This is a genomic window from Enterococcus sp. DIV2385, assembly GCF_051711925.1.
Taxonomy (GTDB): Bacteria; Bacillota; Bacilli; order Lactobacillales; family Enterococcaceae; genus Enterococcus; species Enterococcus faecalis.
In genome coordinates, this window is record NZ_JBIONV010000001.1 from 1,753,630 (window position 1) to 1,765,587 (window position 11,958).

The following is an 11,958-nucleotide window of genomic DNA, read 5'->3' on the forward strand; positions in this document are numbered from 1 at the left end:
AAACCTAAAAAGGAGGAATTTCATGAGAAAAAGCTTTAACTTAGCTGTTCAAGCGTTAACCGTTCAATATCAAGGACGGACCGCTTTAAATAATATCCACGTTACTATTCCCTCCGGTAAAATTACTGGAATTATCGGACCAAATGGTGCTGGAAAGTCAACATTTATTAAAGGGTTATTAGGCTTGATTAAAACAAAGGAACGTGATGTTTTGTTAAATAATCAAGCGATTGACCAACAAAAAACAACCATTGCCTATGTAGAACAACGTAGCGCCTTGGATCTTAGTTTCCCAATTAGCGTTTTTGAAACGGTCTTGCTAGGAACCTATCCAAACTTGGGACTATTAAAACGCCCAGGAAAGAAAGAAAAGCAAGCAGTCATGGCTGCATTAAAAATGGTGCAATTAGAAGACTATGCGCAACGCCAGATTGGCGAACTTTCTGGTGGCCAATTACAACGTGTGTTTATTGCCCGTGTTTTGGCCCAAGGTGCTGAGGTGATTTTTTTAGATGAACCTTTCGTCGGCATTGATATGTCTAGTGAAAAAGTGATTATGGATATTCTCAAATCATTAAAAAATCAAGGTAAAATGATTATCATTGTTCACCATGATTTGCACAAAGTGTCCCACTATTTTGATGAATTAATCGTTTTGAAAAACCGGCTAATTGCTGCGGGTCCTGTTGAACAAACGTTTACTGCAGAAACGCTCCAAGAAGCATACGGTGATTTGTTAGGTGATTTATTAATACAGGGGGTTGCAAAATGATTGCTGCATTTATTGATGGTTTATTCCGTTATCAATTTTTACAAAATGCCCTTTTGACGTCTGTAATTGTCGGACTCATTTCAGGGGTAATTGGTTCATTCATTATTTTACGTGGGATGTCTTTGATGGGTGATGCGATTTCACATGCTGTTTTACCAGGGGTCGCTGTTTCTTATATGTTTGGTTTCAATTATATTTTTGGCGCTTCTATTTTTGGCTTACTAGCTGCATTATCGATCGGCTTTATTACCCAAAAAAGTCCACTAAAAAATGATACTGCCATTGGTGTTGTCTTTAGTTCTTTTTTTGCTTTAGGGATTATTTTTATCTCTTTTGCAAAAAGTTCCACCGATTTATATCATATTCTGTTTGGAAATGTATTAGCGGTCGCAGATACCGATATTTTAATTACTTGTGTCGTCGGCGTGATTGTTTTGATTTTTGTGGCATTGTTTTATAAAGAGTTGCAACTCACTTCTTTTGATCCCACAATGGCTCAGGCCTATGGTTTAAATATTCAATTTTTCCACTATGCATTGATGTTTTTACTAACATTAGTCGCTGTTTCTTCTTTGCAAACCGTCGGAACTATTTTAGTCATTGCCATGCTGATTACGCCAGCGGCAACAGCTTATCTATTAACAAATCACTTACCGACAATGATTGGCTTAGCCTCTACTTTTGGGATTTTAAGTTCAGTGATTGGCCTATTCTTTAGTTATTCTTATAACTTAGCTTCTGGTGCGACGATTGTTTTAACCGCCGCCTTATTCTTTTTATTGGCTTTCTTTTTCTCACCAAAGAAAGGCCTAGTATTTGTAAACCGTGAGAAAGAAATGGAGGAATCAACGAATGAAAAAATTTAGTTTATTTTTTTTAACACTTTTAGCAGGGTTAACGTTAGCTGCTTGCGGGAATCAAGCCGCTGAAAAGAAAGAAAAATTAGCAATTGTGACAACGAACTCGATCTTATCCGATTTAGTGAAAAATGTTGGGGAAGACAAAATTGAGCTGCATAGTATTGTGCCAATTGGGACAGACCCTCACGAATATGAACCGTTACCAGAAGACATTGCGAAAGCTTCTGAAGCGGACATTTTATTCTTTAACGGCTTGAACTTAGAAACAGGCGGAAATGGCTGGTTTAACAAATTAATGAAAACGGCCAAAAAAGTTGAGAATAAAGATTACTTTTCTACAAGCAAAAATGTTACGCCACAATATTTAACAAGTGCCGGTCAAGAACAAACAGAAGATCCGCATGCTTGGTTAGACATTGAAAATGGCATTAAATATGTAGAAAACATTCGTGACGTGTTAGTAGAAAAAGATCCAAAAAATAAAGATTTCTATACAGAAAACGCGAAAAATTATACCGAAAAACTTAGCAAACTACATGAGGAAGCCAAAGCTAAATTTGCTGATATTCCTGATGATAAAAAATTATTAGTTACAAGTGAAGGTGCCTTTAAATATTTCTCCAAAGCTTATGATTTAAATGCCGCTTATATTTGGGAAATTAACACAGAAAGTCAAGGAACACCTGAACAAATGACCACGATTATTGATACCATTAAGAAATCAAAAGCACCTGTGTTATTTGTTGAAACCAGTGTCGATAAACGTAGTATGGAACGGGTCTCAAAAGAAGTGAAACGACCAATTTACGATACACTTTTCACAGACTCCCTTGCCAAAGAAGGAACAGAAGGCGATACGTACTACAGCATGATGAACTGGAATTTAACAAAAATCCATGATGGCTTAATGAGTAAATAAATAATAAAGAAGAAAGAACCAAGTTGACTCCCCCTCAACTTGGTTCTTTCTTCTTTATTTAACTAATTCCTCAATATCAATTACTCGATCCACAATTTCTTCATAAAAATCTGCTTCATGGGAAACCAGAAAAACCGTTCCTGGGTAAACGTGAATTGCTTCTTGTAAACTTTTTTTGGCCGCTTCATCAATATGATTGGTTGGCTCATCTAAAAATAACAAATTACTAGTTCGCATCATTAGTTCCGCTAGTTTTACTTTTGTTTGCTCACCACCACTTAACAGGGCTAACGACTGCATTGCTAACTTATCTGGTAAACCTGCCCTAGCCAAATGACTTCTTCGCTCTTTAATCGTTGTATCTGGAAAACGATCTGATAAATAATCTAGCGGCGTTAACTGCTCATTAGGCCACGCTAAGTCTTGGGTAAAATAAGCAATTTTGGTATTCAGCGGATAATGAAATTCTCCATCTAATGAAGGAATCACTTTCATCAACGTTTTAATTAATGTTGATTTGCCAATCCCATTGAAACCTTTCAATGCGACTTTTTCACCGACATGAACCATTAAATCTAACGGTTCTAACAAAGGTTCCCGATAGCCGACAACTAACTTCTGGGTCGTTAGTGCTTGCGTTGCAACTAACCCTTGATAAGGAAATTCAATCGCTGGCTTAGTCAAGGAACCTGGCGGAGTCAATCGTTCCAACCGGTCCAATTGTTTTTGTCGACTTTTAGCCATCGTTGCTCGATTTCCAGCTTTGTATTTACGAATATAGGCTTCCATTTTTTCAATTTTTTCTTGTTGGGCCTGATACTGTTTCAAATAGGTTTGTTTATTCTGCTCTTTTTGTGCAAAAGATTTTTCTACATTTCCAGTATATTTGGTTAATTTGCCAAACTCAATATCTGCGATGCAATTCGTCACTTCATTTAAAAATTGATAATCATGGGAGACTAATAGAAAGCTTCCTTCAAAATTATTCAGATAGCGAACAAGCCATTGAATATGTGTATCATCTAAATAGTTGGTGGGTTCATCTAAAAGTAACACATCAGGGGCCTCTAACAATAATTTTGCTAAAATCACTTTTGAACGTTGACCACCGCTTAGCTCCCCTAACTTTTTATCCAAACCAATTGCTTGTAGTCCTAACCCATTGGCTAAATCCTGAATAATCGTGTCGATTTGGTAAAAATTACTTTCATCTAAATCTGTTTGTAATTTGCCTGCTTGTTCTAAAAGTTTTTCCGAAGCCGTTTGACTGTATTCTTCATAAAGTTTTGTCAGTTTCGCTTCTTTATCAAAAAGTTCTTGAAAGGCTTGTTTCAAAAAATCAACCATCGTTAGTGATTGTTCTACAGAAACATGCTGATCCAAGTACCCAATCTTGCAATTTTTTTGCCACTGAATCGTTCCTTCGTCTGGCAATACTTCCCCCGTTAAAATTTTAATTAAGGTGGATTTGCCGACACCATTTTGGCCAGTTAAGCCTAAATGATCCCCTTTATTCACTTGCAATGAGGCCTCTTCATACAAGACCTTTTCGCCAAATCGATGCGTTAAATGTTCAATAGTTAAAATACTCATTTTCGTCACTTCTTTCTTGTTAACTGATTATTTTGGGACAACAAAAAAAGAACCACGTCTGCACGTCGTTCATCCTGACAGAAATCCCAACAACCGCTTGTACGTACACTCAAATAAGACTAGCTTTTCTAGTCAAAAAATGTGCTATCAAGCGATGAAGAAATTAATTGCTCGGCTCCACAACAGTGCTTCATCTGTTCTTAAACTATCGGGAGCTACTTTTCTTGTTAATTTATCAGTTAAAACAAAAAACATGTGAATCACCTTTCTTATGCTTGTATTCTACCATAGTATGACAAGAAAGCAAGCCACGTTGGTTTATAACGAAAGGAGCCCACAAACAATCATTTTGTCGGCTCCCTATCCCTATTATTCTGATAAATAGTTTAATGCATAGCGTACGTGGTACTCTGCTGCTAAAAGTAAGGCACGTTCATCAATATCAAATTGTTCATGATGGTGTCCAAAATGAGTAGCAGGATTTTCAGGGTTTCGTGAACCGACCCGTCCATAGATACCAGGAATTACCGCTAAGTAATCAGCAAAATCATCCGCCCCTAAACTTTTAGGATGATCGGTCACAACATTTTCAAAACCAACAATTTCACTGGCTACCTGCTGTGCACGGTTGGTTGCTTGTTCTTCATTAATTAATGGATTCGCTGCCGCATAAACAGAAAAATCAGCAATTTCTGTGCGATGAGACTGGGCAATTTCATGGGCAATTTCTTCGACTCGTTGTAAAACAAATTGGCGCGTTTCCTGACTAAATGTTCGAACAGTACCTTCAATGGTTGCCTGGTTTGCTACAATATTATAGCGTGTTCCTGCTTGTAAAACGCCAATTCCTACTACGACAGAATCTAAAGGATCAATCTCGCGAGCTACAATTTTTTGTAATTCCACAACGATACTGGCCGCTGCTAAAACAGCATCTCGGCCATTCTGTGGTTGGGCGACGTGACTACTTTGACCACTGACTTCAATTTTAAAAATATCACAAGAGGCGTTGGTGGCGCCTTTGGTAGCGACTAATTTCCCGACCGGCACACTAGAATCTAAATGAATCCCAAACACTTGGTCGATTGCTTCTAAATAATTTCCTTCCACAAAATGTCGAGCGCCTGCACCAATTTCTTCAGCTGGCTGGAAGGCCAGTTTAATCGTTCCTGAAAAGGTATCCTGATGTTTTTTGAGCACTTTAGCTGCACCTAGCAATGCTGCCGCATGACCATCGTGTCCACAAGCATGATTGAGTCCTGGATTTTTAGAAGCATAGGCAGCACCTGTTGCATCTGGCAATTCCAACGCATCAATATCTGCACGTAACAAAATCGTTTTGCCAGCGCCAAGACTTCCTTCAATGGTTGCTAAAACACCCGTTTCCCCTACTTCTACAAAAGGAATAGCTAAGGCTAGTAGTTCTTCTTTAATTCGCTTAATCGTTTCATATTCTTTTAAACTTGCTTCAGGGTATTGATGAAAATGGCGTCTTAAATGGATTATCCATTCCTTTTCTGTAGCAATAGCTTCTTGGATTGTTTGAATCGTTGTTGTACTCATTATAAATGCCTCCTTTATTTTTTACCAAATGTTTCCCAGGCTGGAACATTGGCGCCTTTTGATGTTTCTGCAATGACCTTTTTCGTTTCTTCTTGTTGATATTCTTCTACAACTTTTTGATAAAGTTTATTCTCTTGATCTTCTTCTCGGGCCACGACAATGTTCACATAAGGTTTCGCTTTTTCGTTTACAGGTTCTAAGAAAATAGCATCTTTATCTGGTGTATACCCAGCATCGACAGCCATGCCGCTATTAATCACTGAAGCATCGACATCTTGTAAAGCGCGCGCTGTTTGCGTAGCATCTAATTCAGTTATTTTCAATTGGCGTTTATTTTCAGTAATATCACTGACAGTCGGTAGTTGCTGTTTCGCAGGATCAACTTTTATCAGTCCTGCAGTTTGTAATAAAATTAACGCCCGCCCACCATTCGTTGGGTCATTAGGAATAGCAATTTCTCCGCCGTCTTTAATTTTCGTGATATCTTTCAATTTATTGGCGTAAATTCCCAATGGTGCATTGACTGTATTGCCAATTGATACTAATTTCGTCCCATGTTCTTTATTGTAATTGTCTAAAAAGATTTGATGCTGAAAGGCATTTAAATCAATTTCTTTTTCTGCTAATGCTGCATTGGGTTGCGTATAGTCTGTAAATTCTACCAATTGTAGATCAATATTTTTCTTTTTCAAACGGTCTTTGACCGATTCCCATTCATCATTTTTTGTTCCTACAACCCCTAGTTTAACGGTTTCTGTCTTAGTATCCTTCGCAGACCCCGATGCACAACCTGCAATCGTAAAAGCTAATACCCCAATAAGTCCAATTAATTTACTAAATTTTTTCATTTGTCATTTCTCCTTTTTTCTAATGTGATGTTTTTTTGATTAATTGATTACTAATGGCTTGACTGATAAATACCATAATTAAAATAATTAACGTGGCCATAAATGTCACATCGGTTTGAAACCGATTGTATCCTCGAGTAATCGCTAAGTTGCCCAGACCACCGGCTCCAATCGCTCCTGCCATGGCTGTTAATCCAATCAAATTAATAATTGTCACCGCTGAAACACGAATAATACTTGGTAACCCTTCAATTAGATAAACCCGAAAAATAATCCCTAAGGGACTCGTCCCCATAGCTTCTGCCGCTTCGATAACGCCAGAATCCACTTCTAATAACGCATTTTCAATTTGGCGCGCGAAGAACGGAATTACGCCAATAACTAATGGGACTAACGCTGCGGTTGTACCAATTGTCGTTCCTGCCAAAATTCGTGTTAATGGTTGAATCAGTGCGAGCATAATAATGAAAGGAATAGAACGGCAAACATTAATAATTTTTTCTAAGACACTGTACAGGGGTGGATTTTTCAAAACACCACTGGGGCCAGTACTAACAAGCACGACACCCAACAAGACTCCTAACACACCAGCTATCAATGCTGTCCAAAAAACCATGTATAATGTTTCCCATGTACTTTGAAGAAACTCTTGTTTTAATTGGACAACATTCGGAAAATATTTCTCAAATAATTGATACATTCTCAGTTCACTCCTTTTTTAAATCACCTGTAAGTTCTGCTTTTTCTTCGTTTGCTGATAGGTTTTCAAAACATTGGTCCGCACGCCTTGTTTCGCTAAATAAGTAAGGGCTTGTTGACGCTGGGCCTCATCACCAGAAAGCACCACAATTAAATGGCCAATAGGAACGTTTTGAACAATTTCGACATTGCCATAAAGGATATTTGTATATACCTGATATTGGCTATACAATTGTGCAATTAATGGCTCGTTCGTTTGATCTCCCACATAAGAAAATTCAATTAATTCTTGATTTTTATCTAAATCAGCTAATTTAGGATGTTCAAGAATCGTGGTTAATGCTTGGTCAATATGAGTTGCTGTCCGGATAAAATCTTTTGTTAAAGGTTGTTGGGGTTGACTAAAAATCGAAACAATATCGTTTGATTCGACAACGCAGCCATTTTCCATCACCGCGACTTTATTACAAATTTCTTTAACCACTTGCATTTCATGGGTGATTAAGACAATCGTCAAGTTCAGTTCTTGATTTAACTTTTTTAACAAGGCTAAAATCTGTCCCGTTGTTTTTGGATCTAACGCACTCGTCGCTTCATCACAAAGTAAAATTTCAGGATCATTTGCTAAAGCGCGGGCAATCGCAACTCGCTGTTTTTGCCCTCCTGATAGTTGACTGGGGTAAGCGTCCCGTTTTTCACTTAGTCCAACTAGCTCTAATAAATGGCTGATTTTTTGACGCCGTTCACTTTTACTTAGCCCAGAATATTTTAATGAAAAATCGATATTACTAAATATGGTCCGCTCTTTCATCAAATTAAAATGTTGAAAAATCATTCCAATCTTTTTTCGTTGTTGTCGTAATTCCTTTTTAGAAAAAGTTAAAATATTTTCTTTGTTAATAATAACGGTGCCCGCTGTTGGTCGTTGCAATAAATTAATTACCCGTACTAGCGTACTTTTTCCAGCACCGGAATAACCAACAATTCCGTAGATATCCCCTTTATCAATTGTCAAAGACACATCTTGGACAGCCTGAATTTCTTGTTTTTTTTGTTGAAATGTCACACTGATATTTTTTAGTTCAATCATTCTTTATCCCCCTTCATTCTTACCAACCTGCATTTTTTCATAAAAAAGAAAAAAGCATCCTCAACGACACAACTCAAGTTGTATCGTTGAGGACGCTTTTTTGCGTGTTACCACCTCATGTTCAGAATTTGCTCACACAAATTCCCTTTTCAAGTACGGAACAATATGTTCGATACCCTAGCTCGATAACGGGAGCCCCCGTCGCCGCCTTGTGTTTAACACTCGGAGCGCTTGCTCAATAGCCATTTTCCAAAACGTCTTTGTCACCTATTCTCAGCTACCTAGGCTCTCTGTTAGACAAATCAAGTCTTGTACTTACTATATCACTGCTTTTTTATTTCTATTCATTTTAAACCGATTTTCGTTTATTTTCAAAATCAAACAGACTAGAGTTACTACCCCCTCAAGCATCGAGTAATCGCAGATAATAGCTGCTCTCTCTCTTTGCATCAGTCGTAGTGCTCAACAGGATTTGACTGTGGCGAGAATCGTAAGAACACTTTCGTACAAATGACACAACTTGCCCTTCGGTCACCCTGTACTGTTCATCACTTACAAAGGCCATACTGCGTCGAGTAATCGCAGACAGCATCTACTCTGTCGCTTCGCGCCAGTCGTAGTGCTCAACAGGATTTAACTGTGACGAGAATCACAGCCTTGGCGAGAATCGTAGGAACACTTTCGTGCAAATGACACAACTTGCCCTTCGGTCACCTTGTACTGTTCATCACTTACAAAGGCCATACTGCGTCGAGTAATCGCAGACAGCATCTACTCTGTCGCTTCGCGCCAGTCGTAGTGCTCAACAGGATTTAACTGTGACGAGAATCACAGCCTTGGCGAGAATCGTAGGAACACTTTCGTGCAAATGACACAACTTGCCCTTCGGTCATCTTGTACTGTTCATCATCTACTCTGTCGCTTCGCGCCAGTCGTAGTGATTCACAGCAAAAAGCCCTTCACTAGCGTTTTGCTAGTAAAGGGCGAATGATTCGCGGTACCACCTTTTTTTGAAATATAACTGATTCTTTATATCTCATCTCTTATCCAAGTCTTTATTAACTTGGTGCACATGGTAACGGGTGCTTAGCCGAAATTGCTTACTTATCAGCAATTTATTCTCAGAGGCCATCTTCAACTTTTCTGAACCTTGTCCCTTTTCACCAATCAGGACTCTCTTTTGAAGGTCATCAAAATTTACTCTTCTCTTCAACGAATGAATAGTTATCTGTGATGTTGATTTACACTTTACTAGAGAAAAAAGAGATTGTCAACAGTTTTTCTTAGAAAAAAATCATTTTTCTTTTTTTACGAAAGAGCAATTGACAAACTTTCGTCAATACGTTATTCTATTTCTTGTGCACGAGATTTGTACGATTTTTCAAAAGGAACTTTGACGATTACTCGTCGCAGTGTAGCCTTTGAAAGTGAACTCTATGGGTTTCACTTCGTTGCAATCCTCGAGTTAGTTTAGCCTTTGAAAGTGCCGCCTTAGCTCAGTTGGTAGAGCACCACCATGGTAAGGTGGGGGTCGCCGGTTCAAGCCCGGCAGGTGGCTTTTTGGTAAAATCCCAACTCCTTAATAAAGAGTTGGGATTTTTTTGTTTTGCCTACCCTTAGTGTTCTGTCAAGATGAGAAAATAACAAAAGCAATTTCTTCATTCCACTCGTTATGGTATATTTTAATTGTTAAATAATTATTGGAGTGGAGTACAATGATGAAACAATTACCTACAGAATCAAAAAAATTTGATTTAAAGAATTGGTGTATTGAAAATAAAGCCTATCTTCTATTGATCATTTTAATTTATCAAGTGGCAGTTTTATCCATCGGCATTATCAATTTCCCTTACTTAGATGATAATGCTCGCCAAGTCGCTGGAATGACAGATTTTGGTACGACTTACGCACGTTGGGGCAGTGAATTTCTCTCATGGTTTGTTCAAGGAAGTCGTCATTTGACAGATCTGGGCTTGACCACACCGATTCTAACAGGTCTTATCTTATCTCTCACAAGCATACTGGCAATTTATATCATCAATGACCAAAAAATTAGCTGGGGTTCCTCTTTAGTAGCTACTTTAATTGGCCTCAATCCTTGGTTCCTCCAATGTCTTAGTTTCAGGTTTGATAGTCCCTATATGGCATTGAGTATTTTTTGTTCGTTTCTTCCTTTTTATTGGTGGCAGCGTAATTCTTTTACGTTTTTCTTGGTTTCTGTCTTTTCACTGTTTGTTATGTTTAATACTTACCAAGCATCGTCAGGAATTTATATAGTTATCGTCTTATTCCTTACTTTCAAGCAGTTACTTGCTGGAGAAAATTTCATTGCTCTTTGTAAAAAAGTCGCACTTGCTGCTATCGCTTATCTACTTTCTATAGTCAGCTACCTTATCGAGTTAAAATTTGTACCTTCCGCAACAAACAACATTGGGGGCAGTCAGGCCTTACCAAGTTTGCACGATATTCCCAGTGTGGCTTATCAAAATAGTTACCATTATTTTTCAGAGCTATTGAACCAGAGTAATCGTTTATGGCTCTTATTACTGCTCCTACTGCTTGTTTTATTTTTTATTAGTCATCTATCAAATAGTAAAATCAACTTGGGGTTAAGTTTCCTTTATTGTATCTTGTATTTAGGACTTGCTTCTCTCTTAAGTTTTGGTATTTTTATTGTCTATTCAAGAAATATCGCTGGTGATGCGCCTCGCTATATTTACGGATTTGCTGTTTTTGTTACAATCAGCATGTTAAGTTTATTTAACAATCGACAAGTGAAAGCAATTTATCTAACTTCGTTACTTGTGGCCAGCTTGTTATCTTATTATATTTTATCGTTTGTTTTGGTGTATTCTTCCACATTAAACTATCAAAAAGAAGCATTCAATCGCCAAGCAGCTGTTTTAACAGATGATTTAAAAAATGTTGTAACAAACGAACGAAAAAAAGTTTATTTAAATACGTTTTTCAAAAATTCAACTGTTTATGCTAATACAAGTCGAAACTACCCAATTCTTTCAAAAATCGTGCCACCAAATGACGGTCTATATTTCCCTAATTACGTTTGGTTCAATACTTCATCGAATTTAGGAGTAGAGATGGCACCACTGACCGATACTGATATGTCTAAAAATCAAAAAGTAGTAAGTAATCACTTTTATGACATTTATACAAACAACAAAGAAATATTTGTGTTTATGAAATAATTTGTTCCATCCAAAAACACTTCTTTTGCAATAAACGTGACTGTATGGTTTGATTAAGATGGATTAAGTATTCTTTTCGGATAAAGCTAGTACTTCCTGAAACTTGTTTATTTCCCATTTTTCTTATAAAGTAACAAAATTTTTGAGAAAAAACAGCTCGTTTTCTATGTTATGATAGAGAAGTGAAAATCACCAGAAAGGTTGTTGCGGACTATGAGAACTCGTCAGAAAAAATTATTTTTATTTTCAATGATTTTGTGGTTAGTTGAATTTTTAATTACACGGATTTCTGATTCTTTTCCAGGAGCAACGCCATTGTTCGTTGTGATTTGCTTGATTCAAGGAATCCTTTTTACTTATTTCTGTCTTGCTTTTTTCTATTATCCGCAATAATCAGTCAAGAAAAGC

Annotated in this window: 10 protein-coding genes, 1 tRNA gene and 2 other annotated features; of the genes, 6 read left to right on the plus strand and 5 right to left on the minus strand. The window is 37.5% G+C overall.

What is annotated here, in order from left to right; all coding sequences use genetic code 11:
- The first annotated feature begins 22 nt into the window (after positions 1-22).
- From IGM04_RS08575 to IGM04_RS08585, 3 genes are read left to right on the plus strand one after another with little or no spacing between them, the layout of a single operon-like run.
- Positions 23-772, plus strand: coding sequence for a metal ABC transporter ATP-binding protein (locus IGM04_RS08575; RefSeq protein ID WP_086318095.1), 750 nt, complete (start codon positions 23-25; stop codon positions 770-772).
- On the plus strand, positions 769-1,638 hold the full coding sequence (locus IGM04_RS08580; protein WP_002369145.1) for a metal ABC transporter permease: 870 nt from the start codon (positions 769-771) through the stop codon (positions 1,636-1,638). The genes IGM04_RS08575 and IGM04_RS08580 overlap by 4 nt, the downstream gene beginning before the upstream one ends.
- On the plus strand, positions 1,625-2,551 hold the full coding sequence (locus IGM04_RS08585) for a metal ABC transporter substrate-binding protein (protein WP_002360002.1): 927 nt from the start codon (positions 1,625-1,627) through the stop codon (positions 2,549-2,551). Before IGM04_RS08580 ends, IGM04_RS08585 begins: the two co-directional genes overlap by 14 nt.
- Positions 2,552-2,605: 54 nt before the next feature.
- Here IGM04_RS08585 and IGM04_RS08590 read toward each other — a convergent pair whose 3' ends face one another.
- From IGM04_RS08590 to IGM04_RS08610, 5 genes are all read right to left on the minus strand, one after another.
- On the minus strand, positions 2,606-4,144 hold the full coding sequence (locus tag IGM04_RS08590) for an ABC-F family ATP-binding cassette domain-containing protein (RefSeq protein ID WP_086318094.1): 1,539 nt from the start codon (positions 4,142-4,144) through the stop codon (positions 2,606-2,608).
- A gap of 369 nt (positions 4,145-4,513) precedes the next feature.
- A complete protein-coding gene (locus IGM04_RS08595; RefSeq protein WP_086318093.1) occupies positions 4,514-5,707 on the minus strand; it encodes an amidohydrolase in 1,194 nt (397 codons plus the stop codon).
- Positions 5,708-5,721: 14 nt separating this feature from the next.
- The gene (locus IGM04_RS08600; RefSeq protein WP_002366917.1) at positions 5,722-6,555 is read right to left on the minus strand and encodes a MetQ/NlpA family ABC transporter substrate-binding protein; all 834 of its coding nucleotides are present in this window, start codon (positions 6,553-6,555) and stop codon (positions 5,722-5,724) included.
- A gap of 19 nt (positions 6,556-6,574) precedes the next feature.
- Entirely contained in the window at positions 6,575-7,255 is a 681-nt protein-coding gene (locus tag IGM04_RS08605) for a methionine ABC transporter permease (RefSeq protein WP_086318092.1), read from the minus strand.
- A gap of 18 nt (positions 7,256-7,273) precedes the next feature.
- On the minus strand, positions 7,274-8,344 hold the full coding sequence (locus tag IGM04_RS08610; protein WP_010713268.1) for a methionine ABC transporter ATP-binding protein: 1,071 nt from the start codon (positions 8,342-8,344) through the stop codon (positions 7,274-7,276).
- Positions 8,345-8,429: 85 nt separating this feature from the next.
- Positions 8,430-8,680, minus strand: a binding site (T-box leader).
- A gap of 640 nt (positions 8,681-9,320) precedes the next feature.
- Positions 9,321-9,566: a binding site (T-box leader), on the minus strand.
- A gap of 263 nt (positions 9,567-9,829) precedes the next feature.
- Between IGM04_RS08610 and IGM04_RS08615 the strand changes: the two genes are divergently transcribed.
- The 3 genes from IGM04_RS08615 (at position 9,830) to IGM04_RS08625 (ending at position 11,943) form a co-directional block, all read left to right on the plus strand.
- A tRNA-Thr gene (locus IGM04_RS08615) sits at positions 9,830-9,902 on the plus strand.
- A 157-nt stretch (positions 9,903-10,059) separates the two neighbouring features.
- Entirely contained in the window at positions 10,060-11,550 is a 1,491-nt protein-coding gene (locus tag IGM04_RS08620; RefSeq protein ID WP_002385810.1) for a glucosyltransferase domain-containing protein, read from the plus strand.
- Positions 11,551-11,763: 213 nt separating this feature from the next.
- Positions 11,764-11,943 (plus strand): hypothetical protein, encoded by a 180-nt coding sequence (locus IGM04_RS08625; RefSeq protein ID WP_002383739.1) that lies wholly within the window; start codon positions 11,764-11,766, stop codon positions 11,941-11,943.
- Positions 11,944-11,958: the final 15 nt, after the last annotated feature.

What these genes read in the sequence shown, in the direction of transcription:
- IGM04_RS08575 (WP_086318095.1), top strand. Translation starts at nt 23, where the DNA reads ATGAGAAAAAGCTTTAACTTAGCTGTTCAAGCGTTAACCGTTCAATAT.
- IGM04_RS08580 (WP_002369145.1), top strand. Translation starts at nt 769, where the DNA reads ATGATTGCTGCATTTATTGATGGTTTATTCCGTTATCAATTTTTACAA.
- IGM04_RS08585 (WP_002360002.1), top strand. Translation starts at nt 1,625, where the DNA reads ATGAAAAAATTTAGTTTATTTTTTTTAACACTTTTAGCAGGGTTAACG.
- IGM04_RS08590 (WP_086318094.1), bottom strand. Translation starts at nt 4,144, where the DNA reads ATGAGTATTTTAACTATTGAACATTTAACGCATCGATTTGGCGAAAAG.
- IGM04_RS08595 (WP_086318093.1), bottom strand. Translation starts at nt 5,707, where the DNA reads ATGAGTACAACAACGATTCAAACAATCCAAGAAGCTATTGCTACAGAA.
- IGM04_RS08600 (WP_002366917.1), bottom strand. Translation starts at nt 6,555, where the DNA reads ATGAAAAAATTTAGTAAATTAATTGGACTTATTGGGGTATTAGCTTTT.
- IGM04_RS08605 (WP_086318092.1), bottom strand. Translation starts at nt 7,255, where the DNA reads ATGTATCAATTATTTGAGAAATATTTTCCGAATGTTGTCCAATTAAAA.
- IGM04_RS08610 (WP_010713268.1), bottom strand. Translation starts at nt 8,344, where the DNA reads ATGATTGAACTAAAAAATATCAGTGTGACATTTCAACAAAAAAAACAA.
- IGM04_RS08620 (WP_002385810.1), top strand. Translation starts at nt 10,060, where the DNA reads ATGATGAAACAATTACCTACAGAATCAAAAAAATTTGATTTAAAGAAT.
- IGM04_RS08625 (WP_002383739.1), top strand. Translation starts at nt 11,764, where the DNA reads ATGAGAACTCGTCAGAAAAAATTATTTTTATTTTCAATGATTTTGTGG.